This is a genomic window from Limosilactobacillus sp., assembly GCF_041859915.1.
In the GTDB taxonomy this organism is placed as follows: Bacteria; Bacillota; Bacilli; order Lactobacillales; family Lactobacillaceae; genus Limosilactobacillus.
This window is the reverse complement of record NZ_JBFLGB010000003.1, coordinates 57,882-73,225: the sequence shown is the minus strand read 5'-3', so window position 1 is coordinate 73,225 and position 15,344 is coordinate 57,882. Positions and strand designations below refer to the sequence as shown.

Genomic DNA, 15,344 nt, shown 5'->3' with positions numbered 1-15,344 from the left:
ACCTAATTTGGATTATTCTGTTAGCGTTATGGACGGGTATTCTCTTGCACACAATTACCAGGGGACATGCACGAATTTGGCAAGATTTGGTTATGCGACTGAACTTCGGTGGTCATGACCAGATCCTAGATCTTTGTCGGGGCCGGTTAATCGACCTGTTAACACTGGCCAAGAGCTTACAATTACCCGCTAAAGTTTATGGAACCGGTCAATGGCACCAAGACTCTGAGACGGTTCAAAAAGAGGTCAATGCGGCCCAGGTAGCCGACCGGGTGAAGTTAGTTGATACCGATGTCTTTAATCTTTCCTTTGCCGACCGAACGTTTGACGCCGTTTTAGTTGACCTGGCATTTCATAATATTAGTCCGGCTCTCGAGCGGGGCCGTGCAATTCAGGAAGCCAGCCGGGTCTTAAAGGCTGATGGCACCTTGGCAATCGTTGACTTTGCTCATATTGGCGAATACCAGCAGATGTTGGCTAACCTCGGTTTTAAGAATATTCGGGTAGTCAATCCTGGCTTTAATGGTTGGTGGGGAAGCCCGTGGCCGACCACCAAGGTGTTGATTGCTAAGCGACTCTAAGAGGGAAAGCAAAGATGAAATATTTGACAATTAAAGGTGAAGGGTTAAGCCAAATTGGAATTGGTGGTGCCGATCTTGGTGCTAATCCCACAAATGAAATTGCGGCGATTCGCTACGGCCTAACTCACGGTATTAACGTGGTTGACACGGCGGAAAGTTATTATGGCAGTGAAAGAGTGATCGGGGCGGCGTTACGAGGAATTGATCGTCACCAGGTTTTTATAATTTCTAAGTTTTTGCCTAGACATGCTACTCCTGAACTGGAGGCGGCTAGTTTGAAGCCTAGCCTAGAAAAGTTAGGTACTGATTACCTGGACCTTTACCTCTTGCATTGGCGCGCAAATGCCAACTTAGCTGTTGCTGTGGCCGGTTTAGAACGGTTGAGGCAGGAAGGCTTGATCCGTCATTGGGGCGTTTCCAATTTCGATGTGATCGACATGAAGGAGCTTTTAAAAGTGCCAGCCGGAGAACACGTTTTTGCCAACGAAGACCTTTATAACCTAACCAGTCGGGGTGTTGAATACGACTTAATGCCTTGGCAGGAAAAACATCAGGTTGGTTTCTTAGGTTATTCGCCATTTCATGCAGTTGGCTGGCATTATTTACGCCCAACACCGGTTTTAAAGAGAATTGCTACCGCTCATCATGCTAGTCCTTACCAAGTGATGCTGGCCTGGATCACGCGGCATAATAATGTGGTTACTTTGCCCAAAGCCAGTTCGGTGACCCATGTCCAGGATAATATTACGGCCATGGATTTACAATTAACGCCTATAGAATTACAAAAGATTGACCAGGAATACCCAGCACCGACACGTAAAGTTCCGTTGGATAAAATTTGAGTATTATGGAAGTGAAAAATTGATATGCAGATTAGTAACGTTAAGTTAAGTCAGCCTTATTCGTCGCTTGATATTTATTACAGTGCTAGTGATGAAGCATTGCCAGCTGTCGTTATCATTCCTGGTGGCAGTTACAACCAGATCAAGGAACGTGATTCTGAACGAGTAGCGCTCACCTTTGCCACCCACGCTTTTCAGGCCTTTGTTGTTCGCTATCCAGTATTGGTACATAAAAGTTATCCGGCTGCCAAGGTGGCGATTAGTCAGGCCTTTGATTATATCGTTGCCCACACCACAGAACTGCAAGTTAACCCGTCACAACTAGGGGTCATTGGCTTTTCCGCCGGTGGCCAGTTGGCGGCAGCCTATGCAAACCAAGTGGGGACAAAGGCTAAATTTGTTGCCCTTGGCTATCCAGTGATCAAGCCAACGATTGACGATAAGATGGGCGTAACCACGGAGGACGTCAGCCGACTCGTGACGAGCCAAACACCAGCAACCTTTATCTGGGGTTCGATCAATGATGGGTTGACACCTTTCGTAGACCACATCAATGCTTACGCGGTTGCCTTAGCCAAGCATAAGGTACCGTTTGAACTACATGAGTTTGGTACCGGTAACCATGGCATTGCCTTAGCTAATAAGTATACCGGAATTGTTAACCGGGATCGGGTTGATGATCACATGGCTAAATGGTTCCCACTATTTTTGGATTGGCTCAGTCGACTATTTTAAGAGATTAAAAGCCAACCGGTTAGAATTTCTAACCGGCTGGCTTTTATGATCTTCAAATGAATTATTATTCATGACCTTCTTGACGGGTATTGAAGCCGCTTTCAAATCAAGTTACAATTAGATTGTGAAATTATTTACGTGATTTTACGGTACTAATTTTAGATTTGGGGTGAGGATATTGCCGAAAGCAAAGAAAAAACATCGGTTTCATATGCCGACTGCCTATACGATCTTATTTATTATCATCGTCATCATTGCCATCTTGACTTGGATTATCCCAGCAGGGACTTACGCGACGGATAAGGCCGGCAACATTATTTCTGGAACTTATAAGGCTGTTGCTAGTAAGCCACAGGGAATCTGGGATGTCTTTATGGCACCGGTAATCGGAATGGTCGGGGATAAAAAAACTGAGGGTGCGATCTCGGTTTCCCTGTTTATCCTGGTGATTGGGGGCTTCTTGGGGGTCGTCAACCGAACCGATGCGTTAAACGAAGGAATTAGTTCAATTGTTCACCGTTATAAAGGACGGGAAAAGCAACTAATTCCAATCCTAATGATTCTATTCGCCATTGGTGGTTCTACTTACGGAATGGGTGAAGAAACGATTGCCTTTTATCCATTACTGATTCCGGTAATGATGGGGGTCGGCTTCGACTCCTTGGTTGCCGTTGCTATTGCCCTAGTTGGGACTCAAGTTGGCTGCTTGGCATCAACTGTTAACCCGTTTGCCACTGGAGTTGCTTCACAGACTCTGCACATTTCACCTGGTGATGGGTTAGGAAGTCGGTTGCTCCTACTGGTTATTACCACGGCCGTCAGCATTATCTACGTTTACCATTATGCTTCGGTCATTCAGAAGGATCCAACAAAGTCCTTAATCTATGACCAGCGGGCAGCGGATGAGAAACGTTTTGCCATCAAGACCCGGACCAACGATGAGCACCAGATGACTGGTCGGCAAAAAGCCGTGATTTGGTTATTCGGGGCAACCTTTGTCATTATGATTTTAGGGTTGATTCCATGGACTAACCTAAACCCTCATTGGACCTTCTTTGACAAGTTTGCTAAGTGGTTGACCAGTATCCCGTTCTTGGGCAACCTGCTTGGCCACGACATGGCGCCACTGGGCACTTGGTACTTCAATGAGATTACAATGCTCTTCCTCTTCATGTCCGTGTTAATCATGTGGGTTTACCACATGAAGGAAGGCGAATTTATGGATGCCTTCATGAAGGGGATGGCGGACTTCCTCAGCGTTGCCATTATTGTGGCCGTAGCACGTGGTATCCAAGTGATTATGAACAATGGAATGATCACCGGAACGGTCTTACACTGGGGCGAAATGGGCCTGCATGGTCTTTCCCAAAGTGTCTTCATCATCTTGACCTATATCTTCTATATTCCAATGTCCTTCCTGATTCCATCTACCTCTGGGCTGGCTGCCGCAACGATGGGAATCATTGGACCACTTGGTCACTTTGCTCATGTTTCCGGGAGCTTGGTCATTACCGCTTACCAGGCTGCTTCTGGTTGGGTCAACCTGATCACACCAACTTCTGGCATTGTGATGGGTGCTCTTGCAATTGCCCATGTTAACGTCAGTGTTTGGTGGAAGTGGATGCTGAAACTGATGATTTATCTCTTTATCGTTACTTGTGTATTCTTAGGTGTTGCTGCTGTATTATAAAAAGGAATGAGTATTTATGACACGATTAGTAAATGAACAAGAACAACAAGCCGCTGTTAAGACCCTGGAACGGCTGATTTCGGTACCATCTTATAACCAGCCGAAGGAAGAAGGGGCACCCTTTGGCCGGGGTATTCGAAATGCACTCGATGAAATGATGAAAATTTGTAATGAATTAGGCTTTAAGACCTACGAAGATCCGGCTGGTTATTATGGCTATGCGGAGGTTGGCGAAGGTGATAAGGTCTTTGGGGTAATTTGTCACCTCGACACCGTTCCGGCCGGTGATCCGGCTACTTGGAAGCACAATCCGTTTAAGGGTACCGTGATCAACAACGCCGTTTATGGTCGGGGTTCTCAAGACGATAAGGGACCAGGAATTGCTGCGCTCTTCGCCGTTAAGGCCCTGATGGATGCTGGCTATCACTTCAACCGGCGGATTCGTTTCATTTACGGCACTGATGAAGAGATGCTTTGGCGAGGGATTGCCCAGTACAACAAGAAAGAAGCGCAGATTGATAGCGGAATTTCACCGGATGCCGAATTCCCGTTGATCTATGCTGAAAAGGGTCTTGAACAGGCTTACTTAGTAGGTCCGGGGACTGACCAATTAAACATCAGCCTAAAGAATGCCTTTAACGCGGTTCCGGATAAGGCCGTGTACGATGGCCCTAAGCAGGATGAAGTCAAGGCCGCCCTTGATAAGCATGGTTTCAAGTACATTAGTGATGATCATTCAATTACCGTTATCGGTAAGTCTGTCCACGCAATGTTGGCACCACAAGGAACTAATGCTGTTTTGCGATTAGCAATTGCTCTTGACGATGTCTTTGACTTTAAACCACTAGATTTCTTTGGCAAGCTTTTCAAGGAAGATGCGACTGGGACTAATGTTTTGGGGGATGTTAAAGATGAGTCCGGTCATCTGACCTTTAACATTTCTAGCCTAGAAATTAATGAGAAGGAAACCCGGATGCAGATTGACCTACGAATTCCGGTAACGGTTGATCGTGACCAGTTATTGAAGAAACTTAATCAGAACGTTGCTCCGTATGACCTCAAGTATGCCCCATTTGACTATGTGGCCCCACTTTACGTGCCAAAAGACAGTCAACTGATTCAAACCTTAATGAAAGTTTACAAGGACCAAACTGGGGATCTGAAGGCCACTCCACAGATTTCTGGTGGGGCCACCTTTGCTCGAACAATGCATAATTGTGTAGCCTTTGGTGGAATGCTGCCGACGACACCGGACTATATGCACCAGGCTAATGAACAATGGCCGTTGCCAGATATGTATAAGGCAATGGAAATTTACGCCCAAGCCATCAAAAAACTTTGTGTAGACTAATTATTAATGAGTAAATAAAAGAACGGTGAACAATAATGAGCGTTGTTCATCGTTTCTTTTTTATTTACCAAGCGCATACAATGTAGCGAACCTGTTGTTAATATTTTTATTTTTGGGCGAAAATTTCGTTGCCGTTAGCAGTAATAGTAAAGGCCTTGTTAGCGGCATCGGCATCCAGAATAGCCACGTTGTGACCGGACTTATCTTGACGAGTAATCTTAATAGTGGTATCGGTTGGCGTTTCAACTTTGATGGAACCATCGAGGTCGAAAGCAGCAAACTTATTCCGCCAGCTTAAGAGCTTTAATAGATTGGCAACGACTGGCCGTTGAACTTCCTTGGCCACTTCTTCCTTAGTGTAGTAGTGACGGTTGATATTCCGCCCTTCCTTCGTCTTTTCAAGGAGCTTCAGATCGTTAGAACCAGCCAGCAAGCCAACGTAGTAAATCATTGGAATACCAGGAGCAAAGATTTGGAATGCTCGAGCTAGTAAGTAAGCACGATCATTGTCACCAAGGGCAGAATAGAAGGTAGTGTTGATCTGGTAAATGTCCAGGTTGTGGTATTCGGCACTGGAGTACTTCTTCTTAACATTGGCCCCAACCTTGTATAGCTCTTTGGAAGTATAGTCGATTTCATCGTCGGTCAGAATGTCCTTCGCATCAACAACCCCGATCCCATCATGAGTATCAAGGGTGGTGAACTGCTTCATTGGGCTCATCTTTAACCAGTGAGCTAGTCGATTGGTCTTTCCAGAGTATAAGGTATACAGAGTAGTCATTGGTAAAACAAAGTCATAGATGAAGTAGCCATGCTTTGAAATCTTTTGCGGCATTGTGTAGTGCTCATGAATTTCTGGTAAAATAGCGGCCTTATATGGAGCCAGGATCTTACGAACATCTTCAAGTAGGTCCCAGATTTCAGGCTCAACGAAGAAATCATTAGTGTCTACTTTCTTGATGGCATACGCAAAAGCATCTAACCGAATCAAATCTGCCCCATGCTTAACCATATTGGTCAGGGTTTCCTTGAAGAATTCTTGGGCAACCTTTGACTTAACATTAATGTCGATTTGTTGGTCGCCAAAGGTGTTCCAGAGGTGTTCTTTAGTACCATCAGCAAAATCAATTTCCTGTTTTGGAGCCCGATCCTTACGTTTGTAAATTAAGTCAATGTCTTTTTGGGTTGGCCGATTCTTACCAGCGGCATTCCAAAACTTTTCCCACCGGATGAAGAAATCACTGTACTTGGAAGCATCATGATTCTTTTGAAAATCCTGGTACATAACAGATTTCTTGGAAATGTGGTTGATCATGAAATCAAACATCAGGTAGTAATCCTTGCCGAGAGCTTCCACGTCGTCCCAATCACCAAAGGCCGGGTCAACAACGTCATAACGGTATGGTGCAAAACCACGGTCACCGGTGGACGGGAAGAATGGTAACAGGTGAACACCACCGATGGCGTCACCAATATACTTCTTTAAGACTTCGTGGGTTTCCTTAATGTTTTTGGCCATGGAGTCTGAATAGGTAATCAGCATTGCTTTGTTTTGAATAGGCATGGTAAAATCTCCCCAAAATTAAAAATTAAGATAAGTTACGAAATGGTTAAAGCAATTACCAAAAATATCTCGTCAGTCCGAGCAACACTATAAACAGATATCAGTTCTTACAAACGAGACAAATAAAACTAATTAATTCTCTTTCTTTGAACTCTTGTTTAATAAGCATTTATTATTTGGAATTCGTGACTAATATACTATGTAGATAATAAAATGTCAAACGTTTATCAAAAATATTTGTAAACATTTTCATTGTTGAATTGGTGCCTAATTAGATAGGTGATGATTGAGGTAACAAATGGGTAGAATATACCTCGCTAGTAAAAAAGCACCCGGTGGAAAATTATTTTCTCACCGGGCGTCTCATTATTTTCTAGTACTGATGGTCATATTCATAGGTTAATTCTGGTTCCCGACCGGTTCGTTGATAATTGTTGAGCTGGTCAATCTGAGCCATTTCCGCTGGACTAAGTGTAAAATCATAAATATCGGCGTTTTGTTGAATACGGGCCGTATGCACGGACTTAGGAATGAAGGCCACTCCATTTTGCAGGTGCCAACGCAGGATCACTTGGGCAGTGGATTTGTGGTGAACGGCACCAATCTGTTTTAGAACTTCTTTTCCTAAAACTGCTCCCCGGCCCAGTGGACTCCAGGCCTGGGTGATGATTTGGTGATTGTGATTAAACTTCAGCAGGGGCTTTTGGGTCAGCAAGGGATGGAGCTCAATCTGGTCGACTACTGGCATCTCGTGAGCTTTAGTTACTAGGTATTGAAGGTGGATCATTTGATAATTAGAAACCCCGATTGATCGGGTTAGTCCTGCCTTCTTCATGTCTTCAAATGCTCGCCATGTTTCAAAGAATGCTCGTTCAATTGGCCAGTGGATTAACAGTAGATCGACATGGTCCATTTGAAGCTTTTTGAGTGATTCCTTGACCGATTGGATCGCCTGATCATAGCCTTGGTTAGCTTCGGCAACTTTGGTGGTGACAAAAATTTGGTCACGTGGAATACCGAGTTCCTTAAATGCAGTGCCAACTTCTTGTTCGTTACCATAAAGTTGTGCCGTGTCAAAGAGTCGGTATCCCGCTTCGTAAGCGGCCTTGATTGATTGGTTCATTACTTTTTGGCCATCGACCTTATAGAGGCCAAAACCTTCTTGGGGCATCTGATTACCATCAGCTAATTTTAAGTAATTAGTTTGAATATCCATTAATAACACTTCCTCAATCTTCATTTTAATTTTTATTTCATTAATGGCTTAGTGACACGGGCCAACTGTTCAATGGTCTGTTGCCCAGTCACCATGCTGTTGTTCTTATCGGTGTAAACGGCAATCGTGTAGTCGGTACCATTTTTGTTCTTAATATAACCAATGCTGTTGACAATCCAATCATCATCACCGTAAGAAAGCCAGCCATTTTTAATGGCAAAGTTATTACTTCCAGCAGAAATTCCCCAACTTTGGTCCGCATCAACGTTGCTCATTAGGTTACGGATAGTTGTTTGATCCTGGCTTGTTAGAAGTTTAGATTTATAAAAAATATTATTAAGAAGCTTGACCTGGTCTGTTGGAGTGGTGGTAGTTAGTCCCCAACTTTTGTTAGCAACTGAGTCATTCATTCCAAACTCCTTGAAGGTATTTTGGAGGCCGGATTGACCACCAAGCGAATCGGTGAATAATGTAGTAGTCGCCGTGTTGTCACTTTGCTCAATCATTGCCTTAGCTAATTTTGCCTGGTTACTGGTTAAGGAATGCTGCTTAGCAAGAATTCCCGCCAGAATGCTAACCTTAACAGTACTTGCAGTATGGAATTTATGCTTAGGAGCATTGGTGGACTGGTAAATTCTCTTCCTCTTGGGTGAATATACCGCGATGCTAACGTTATCACTGGAAGTATTAACGACCCGATCCCAGTTACTTTTTAACCGAGCCTCTAATGAGGTGTAATGATGAATACCAATGATGGCTACCAAAACGATAATGATGATTAAAATTAACCACCCTCGTTTGTGGTGGAGATGCTGAGTTCGTTGTGGAACACGCTGCATGAAAGTTACTCCTTTCCAAAGTGGTGGTACTAATTAATAATCATACTTGGGATTAGCTCAAAAAGAAACCTTTTCGTTAACAATTATATGTAAGAAAATATTAAATTAGCTTGAAACTTTATTAATTTTCATAGATAATTCACATTTGTGAGCCTATCTTATATTAGGAAGTTTTGAATTGTGAAAGGATAATGAAATGAGTAGGTTAGGTCGTAAATTAATTTTTTGCTTTTTGGTAGTATTTTCCTTGGCCTGTTGTTTGCTTGGCGGGAATAATCATCATGTTAATGCCGCTTCATTTTACCGAATGGATGCCCGGGCGGCATACGCAATTGATGCGGATACGGGTCAGGTCCTGTACCAAAAAAATGCTCAGCGAACTTACCCCATCGCATCTCTGACAAAAATTTTAACCTTAGCGGTGATTGAGCAAGATATTCATGCCCATAAACTTAGCTGGAATCAAAAAATTACTATTTCACCAGCAGTTGCTAAGGTCGCCAATGATTGGCACTTTTCTAATGTCCAATTAAACGTGAGCGAAAAATATAGTGTTCGCCAATTGGTTGACTCGATGATGCTTGTATCAGCGGATGGCAGTACCGAGGCCTTAGCCTTAGCCGATGCAGGTAGTACAGCTGCCTTTAATCATAAGATGCAGGTCATCGCTCACAAGGCGGGAGTAACCGATGCTAAGATTTACAACATGATTGGTCTTCCTAATAAGAGCTTGGGCAAACAAAAGTTGCGGGGCGTTAATAAGGATGCCGAGAACAAGATGTCAGCTCGGGACTTAGCTTTAATCTCACGGTACCTTATCAAACATTATCCAGAAACACTGCAGATTACTAAGAAGAAATTTGCTAATTTCAATATAAGTGCAGGGCAACAATGTCAGTTAGTTAATATCAATGCCCTTTTGCCGAAAAATGGCTATGCACCTAAAGATTGGGCAATTGACGGATTGAAGACTGGCAATACCGATGCAGCTGGTAAGTGTATCGTTACGACCGGTACCTACATGGGTCATCGGGTCATCTTAGTTGGCCTTCATACCAAAGGAGATTGGAATAACCAATCGAAGATGCAGAAAGCGTTCTACGAACAATTGGCGACGGCTTACCAACCAGTAGAATTGAAAAATATTCATCAACTGCCGCGCAGTGCCCAACAGACGCGGATCGTTCATGCTAAGAAATATCGACATAGTGTTCCACTGACGTTGAAAAAATCAACCTGGCTGTGGGTACCACGGAATAGTACTTGGCAACAAACCCGTCCAACCGTAATAATTAATCATCGGCGACAATCATTTAGTGGCAAATTACAGGCGCCAGTGAAAAAGGGAGAGACGGTTGGCTACTTAAAGTTATATTTGCATGGTTTACCGGAAGTTCAATTGCCTATTCAGGCCGCGAAGACGGTTACTCAACGTGGCTTTTGAAAGTAAATTACATATGAAAAAATCCGCATTTATAGCGGATTTTTTTGTTTGTATAAACTTGCCAATCATCGATCGATAGTGCATTAATATACTAAAAGCGGACAATAGTCCCATTTTATTTGAACGATTTTGTATACCGAATTCATGAATGATTAAGAGCCTATAAAATTTGTTTGTTAATTCACAATCACCATGTTATTTTATAAATGTAAGCGTTACCACAAGGGAGGTAAAAACGATGGTTAACCGCTTTAAGTATTTAGTAGGATTAGCGACATTTGGAATGGTGATGGGAACCGTCAGTTCGGCAAGTGCCTGTACGACTGTCCTGGTTGGAAAAAGGGCCAGTACGGACGGGTCAACGATGATTGCCCGAAACGAAGATGTGGATACGGCTTGGGCGAAGCATTATGTTTATCATGCTGCCAATAGTAATGGGCCAACCGAATATGTTTCTAAGGACAATCATTTTAAGGTTACGCTGCCGGCCGACCAGCAGCGTTATACCAGTACTCCAGATTGGCAACAGGTTGATGGTCAAGATCAATTCGGTGAAGATGGCATCAACGGTAGTAACGTTGCAATGAGTGCGACTGAATCTGGAACAACCAATAAACGGGCACAAAAGGCGGACCCATTTGTTAAGCATGGTCTAGAGGAGCAGTCCATGTTGGACGTCATACTGCCATATGCGCACTCCGCTAAGGATGGGGTGAAACGTCTTGGCCATATCATTGAGACTAAGGGTTCCGCTGAAAACAACGGGGTAATCTTCAGTGACAAAAATTCAATTTGGTATATGGAAATTGTTTCTGGGCACCACTGGGCTGCGGTTCGGGTTCCTAACAACAAATATGCGGTTATTCCTAACCAAACGATGATTGGTAATGTCAATACTAAACAAGGTAATTATATGTACTCGAAAGGCTTAGTTTCCTTTGTTAAGAAACACGACCTGAATGGGTATGTCAACGGCCACGAAGTTAACTTGGCTAGTGCTTTCGGGACCAATGGCAAAGAAGACGCTGTTTATAATCGTCCCCGGGTCTGGGATGGTCAACGGATTTTGACGCCAAGTAAGAAACAATCTATTACAAAGAAACACTTTACGATGTTTATGAAGCCAGATCATAAGATCTCTGTCACTAAGGTACAAAAGGTTTTAGCTTCCCACTTCAATAACACCAAATATGACAATAATGGTAAGTGGGTTGGTGGCTACCGGCCAATCAACGTGCCAAGTGATGTAGAATCACACATTCTTCAGATTCGGTCTAATGTACCAGACGATATTGCCGGAATTCAATGGTTAGCAATGGCTTCACCAGCTACTAGTGTTTATGTGCCGTTCTATACTAATATTACTAATACACCGGCAAACTATCAGAAGGGTACTAATAAGCCAGACAATAGCTCTGCTTATTGGACCTACAAGATGACCCGGGTATTGACTGATCCATATAAGAATAAGCTGATTAATAAGGATGTTGTACCAGTTCAAAAGCACGTTCAAAAACACCTTGACCAGCAATTAGCTACAACTGATAAACAGGCTGAACAACTGCCAAGTGACCAGGTTGCTGATTTCTTAACACAGGCTAACCAACAGAATGCGGACTATGCGCAAAATGCCTTTAAGAAGCTTAATCAAAAGCTGACGGTTGACGCTACCCGGCAAACTAAAGTTGTTCAAAATAAGAATTTGTAAACATAGTAAATAAAAATAACCGCTGTCAAAACAATTTTCGACGGCGATTATCTTTTATATAGGAATTAAAAGTGGAGCGGAAAAGCTGATTTTCCGCTCCGCTTTTTAATATTAGTTAGTATTCAACATGCCACTTAATGGTGTAGTGTTTTTCTTCGTTTGGCTTTAAGGTAATGTCACCAAATCCGGAATGGTGAATGGCGTCTGGTAGGGTTTGTGCTTCCATCGCGATTCCTAGGTGAGGATGAACTTGCCCGTGGTTGTAAACAGCGGGATCATCGGAGTTCATAGTGTACATAATAAGGGCGTTACGGTCAGAATACAGCTCCATCTTCCGCCCACTCTTCTTATCTTCTAGAGTAGCGATTGGCTTGGTCAGACTAGGTTCAACCACCCAAATGTCATCAAAACCATTTTCCTTCGTGGAAGCCATCTGCTTGAGGGCATCCCCAAGACGGGTTGGTTGGTTGAAGTCAAATGGTGTTCCAGCGTTGGCTAATTTTTCTCCAGTAGGAATCTTGCCACTGTCAACGGCTAAGTGATATTGAGAGTGAACTTGCAGGGTCAAATCATCGACGTTTTTAGCATCAGCATGGGCCATGTTCCAATAGGTATGGTTGGTTGGATTGAAGAGCGTTTCACCATCGCTAGTTGCGCCAAACTTTAAGGAAAGGTTATCGTTATTGTCTAAAGTGTACGTTGCTGTTACGTGGATAGTAGCCGGGAAGGTATCATCTTTTTCACTGAGGGTTAGGCTCAAAGTAATTGCAACGGTGTCATCAGTAGTAGTTGTTTTGTCCACATGCCAAATGTGGTTATAGAAACCATTAGTTCCACCATGTAAGGTGTTCTTACCCTCGTTTTGCTCTAATTGGTATTCCGAATCACCGAGTTTAACTTTACCATTGGCAATTCGACCGGCAACTCGACCAATCAGCCGGTTAGTGCAGAAACCATTATTAGTAAACTCATCCAAATTTTCGGAAGTCAAGACCATATCTGCCTTACCCCCGTTTTTAGTTGGAACCTTAAATGATTGTAGTAGTCCAGCAAAGTCAAGAATACTTGCCTGAACGCCATTATCATTGGTTAGAACATACTTAGTAACGGGTTCACCCTTAAATTTACCAAATGGTACTTTTGTAATATCCATTTTGAAAAAACCTCCTTGAAAGTAAGCGCTTTAACTTGCACTTCCTATTCTACCACACTTTCTTTATTTATTGCGCAAGCGGTTGCATGGAGACTACTAAATAATATTTTGACATACAAAGTGGTGTATACTTAAAATTAACTTATGTTGGATAGAAGAAACGAGGTTAGGCGTGATGAAAGCAAACCGGTGGATGCATTTTAAACGTTCTTTTAAGCGTAACTTGATTGATCTTTTGCTTATTTTCTCAGCTGAGGATCAATTTATTCATAAACACCGTCACCGAAGCAGTGAAATTAAAGAACAAAATCGTTACGGTTCGACGAAAAAAGAGAAATAGCCTATAATCAAAATAATTGTTTTTAATTGTAAGGGATGAATTAATGTGGCGGAAGAAAAGAGCAATGCCAATTCTTTACTTATTAATACTAAGCAGGCACTAGCAAGGGCCGAGAAAGAATTGATTGCTACTAAAAGGGATACAAAGATGACTGATGAAAACACGATGAAGGTCATTACTACTAATTACGAAATAGCCAAGAATAACTTGGCAATAGCAAAACAATTAGCAGGTGAAACTGAACCGGCTTCTTCTAAGCTTCGGCGTGTTACTGATAACCAATCATCGGTTGCACAATCGGATAAACAAGCGTCAAGTACACGTTCTTTTGCAGCATCAGCAACGGCTAGTTCACAGGTAGCGGGTACTATTAACATGACTCGCCACCAATATCGTGAAAAGCTTAAACAGCACCATCAATCTTAACAAAAGAGGATCCTTGATGATCTTATTCGGTCATCAGGGATCCTCTTTTTTAGATGTTAGCTATGTGATTGAATATAATCTTTAAAGGTTTGGTAGTCTTGATCAACCTGTTGAACATAGTGATGTGTCCAATCGATTAGAGCGGTGTCGAGGACCTTTTGATGACGCAAATAACCGCGAATCATCGGTGAGGTCGGACTCTGGGCGTGGGCCATCGCTAGGCAGAGAGCACAGGTTTGGCAATAGAGTTGGTAACTTTCGCGGTCGAGCCGGTTTAACTTGATCGATTCTTTCATGTCTCGGAATTGACGAACGTAGTAGCTACGGTTACCAAAACGGGTACTGGCCAGGAATGGGTCGGAGGTTGATTGCAGGACGCGTTGGGCAGTAACAATTCGCCGACCGGCTTGCATTCCATTGTCAATGGCTTGTTGAACCTTAAGCGAGAGTAGGTTGTAGCGCAATGGCAAAGCCTCTTTGATCTGGAGAACGAGATGGGTGCCATCGATGCCGGTGAGGAGAAGGAGGTAGCAACGAGTACCAAAACTACCGACACCGACGCTATAACGGATAATGTCGGTGATATGAAAATTAGCTAAATAAACCCTAATATCCTGGCGGACGTTATCACGATAGCGTTCGTAACCGGCGACCACTTGCCGATACCGATTAGCTGATAGGTGACGGGCGCGGGGTGGATTGTCCTGAAACATTAGTTGGCCCTGGCTATTAATGGTACTCTTTTTGCGAACAATCTCTGCGGAATTACTGTGTTGGCTTTTCTTGATGATCTTTTGCAGTATCTTTTCCATTTGGTGGGGAGCATCGCCAAGCTGCTTGATGGTATCGATCATGTCATGAATTTCAAACGAAAAGTAGAAGACTTCTGGCAGAGAAAGCTTATTAGCATTTTTAATGGCATGACGATAGGTTTTAGTGGTTAATTTAAGAGTTTGGTCGAGCTCATCAGACTTAAGGCCATTTTCGCTACCAGCCAAATCAATGCTGACTAGTAATCGCTTGAGATCACTTTCCCAGTTACCGATCCGGGCTTCATCAAAGTCGTTTAGGCCAAAGAGCAATTTGCGCTCGGGTGAGGCGTAAAAGCCAAAGTTATTAACGTGGGCGTCACCACAGATCACAATTGGTAGGTTGCTTTGATATTGTTGCTTAAGGTCTTGTTCCATTAGTTCGGCCGTGCCGCGAAAGAAGGCAAACCGACTGGCCAGCATTCGTTGGTGACGTAGTGGTAATAATTCTGGAATCATTTTCGATTCGGTTTGGTGAATTGCTGCAACAGGATCGCGGTGAACGGGCACAAAGGTCGCTAATTTTTCACTGCTGATTTCTTTTTGCCGGCGTTTACCCGCTCGTTCCAATTCATCCTTAGTGTGGTTGATCTTGACTCTTTTTAAATCAAAAATATCTAAGGGTAATGTTTGCACGCTTATCCTT

14 protein-coding genes are annotated in these 15,344 nt (G+C 43.2%); 9 read left to right on the top strand and 5 right to left on the bottom strand.

From position 1 onward, the window contains the following. The 5 genes from ACEYV4_RS01270 to ACEYV4_RS01250 form a co-directional block, all read left to right on the top strand. Window positions 1-581, top strand: a 581-nt coding sequence (locus ACEYV4_RS01270) for a class I SAM-dependent methyltransferase (protein WP_373841626.1), incomplete at its 5' end; no start/stop codon positions are given. A gap of 14 nt (window positions 582-595) precedes the next feature. Beyond that, window positions 596-1,423: an aldo/keto reductase gene (locus ACEYV4_RS01265; protein ID WP_373841625.1), complete on the top strand. Its 828-nt coding sequence runs from the start codon at window positions 596-598 to the stop codon at window positions 1,421-1,423. A gap of 24 nt (window positions 1,424-1,447) precedes the next feature. Next, entirely contained in the window at window positions 1,448-2,158 is a 711-nt protein-coding gene (locus ACEYV4_RS01260) for an alpha/beta hydrolase (RefSeq protein ID WP_373841624.1), read from the top strand. Window positions 2,159-2,369: 211 nt separating this feature from the next. Continuing rightward, window positions 2,370-3,848, top strand: coding sequence for a YfcC family protein (locus ACEYV4_RS01255; protein WP_373841630.1), 1,479 nt, complete (start codon window positions 2,370-2,372; stop codon window positions 3,846-3,848). A gap of 16 nt (window positions 3,849-3,864) precedes the next feature. After that, window positions 3,865-5,199, top strand: a complete 1,335-nt coding sequence (locus ACEYV4_RS01250; RefSeq protein ID WP_373841623.1) for a M20 family metallopeptidase — start codon at window positions 3,865-3,867, stop codon at window positions 5,197-5,199. A gap of 106 nt (window positions 5,200-5,305) precedes the next feature. Here the strand turns inward: ACEYV4_RS01250 and gtfA are convergent, their stop codons facing one another. The 3 genes from gtfA to ACEYV4_RS01235 all read right to left on the bottom strand — a co-directional run bounded on the left by gtfA (window position 5,306) and on the right by ACEYV4_RS01235 (window position 8,818). Continuing rightward, a complete protein-coding gene (gene gtfA, locus ACEYV4_RS01245; protein ID WP_373841622.1) occupies window positions 5,306-6,763 on the bottom strand; it encodes a sucrose phosphorylase in 1,458 nt (485 codons plus the stop codon). A 373-nt stretch (window positions 6,764-7,136) separates the two neighbouring features. Further along, entirely contained in the window at window positions 7,137-7,979 is an 843-nt protein-coding gene (locus ACEYV4_RS01240; RefSeq protein WP_373841621.1) for an aldo/keto reductase, read from the bottom strand. Between the two features lie 32 nt (window positions 7,980-8,011). Next, window positions 8,012-8,818 (bottom strand): serine hydrolase, encoded by an 807-nt coding sequence (locus ACEYV4_RS01235; RefSeq protein WP_373841620.1) that lies wholly within the window; start codon window positions 8,816-8,818, stop codon window positions 8,012-8,014. Between the two features lie 196 nt (window positions 8,819-9,014). On the opposite strand from ACEYV4_RS01235, the gene ACEYV4_RS01230 reads away from it, so the two are divergent. Together ACEYV4_RS01230 and ACEYV4_RS01225 are read left to right on the top strand one after the other, a co-directional pair. Next, window positions 9,015-10,262, top strand: coding sequence for a D-alanyl-D-alanine carboxypeptidase family protein (locus tag ACEYV4_RS01230; protein ID WP_373841619.1), 1,248 nt, complete (start codon window positions 9,015-9,017; stop codon window positions 10,260-10,262). Between the two features lie 238 nt (window positions 10,263-10,500). Next, on the top strand, window positions 10,501-11,970 hold the full coding sequence (locus tag ACEYV4_RS01225; protein WP_373841618.1) for a C69 family dipeptidase: 1,470 nt from the start codon (window positions 10,501-10,503) through the stop codon (window positions 11,968-11,970). Window positions 11,971-12,085: 115 nt separating this feature from the next. Here ACEYV4_RS01225 and ACEYV4_RS01220 read toward each other — a convergent pair whose 3' ends face one another. Beyond that, entirely contained in the window at window positions 12,086-13,123 is a 1,038-nt protein-coding gene (locus ACEYV4_RS01220) for an aldose epimerase family protein (RefSeq protein ID WP_373841617.1), read from the bottom strand. Between the two features lie 172 nt (window positions 13,124-13,295). On the opposite strand from ACEYV4_RS01220, the gene ACEYV4_RS01215 reads away from it, so the two are divergent. Together ACEYV4_RS01215 and ACEYV4_RS01210 are read left to right on the top strand one after the other, a co-directional pair. Then, window positions 13,296-13,463 (top strand): hypothetical protein, encoded by a 168-nt coding sequence (locus ACEYV4_RS01215; RefSeq protein WP_373841631.1) that lies wholly within the window; start codon window positions 13,296-13,298, stop codon window positions 13,461-13,463. A 45-nt stretch (window positions 13,464-13,508) separates the two neighbouring features. After that, window positions 13,509-13,889 carry a hypothetical protein gene (locus tag ACEYV4_RS01210; protein ID WP_373841616.1) on the top strand — a complete coding sequence of 127 codons (381 nt, stop codon included), beginning with the start codon at window positions 13,509-13,511 and terminating at the stop codon, window positions 13,887-13,889. A 56-nt stretch (window positions 13,890-13,945) separates the two neighbouring features. On the opposite strand, the gene ACEYV4_RS01205 is transcribed toward ACEYV4_RS01210, so the two are convergent. Beyond that, window positions 13,946-15,334 (bottom strand): DUF2252 domain-containing protein, encoded by a 1,389-nt coding sequence (locus tag ACEYV4_RS01205; protein WP_373841615.1) that lies wholly within the window; start codon window positions 15,332-15,334, stop codon window positions 13,946-13,948. Between the last annotated feature and the right edge of the window lie 10 nt (window positions 15,335-15,344).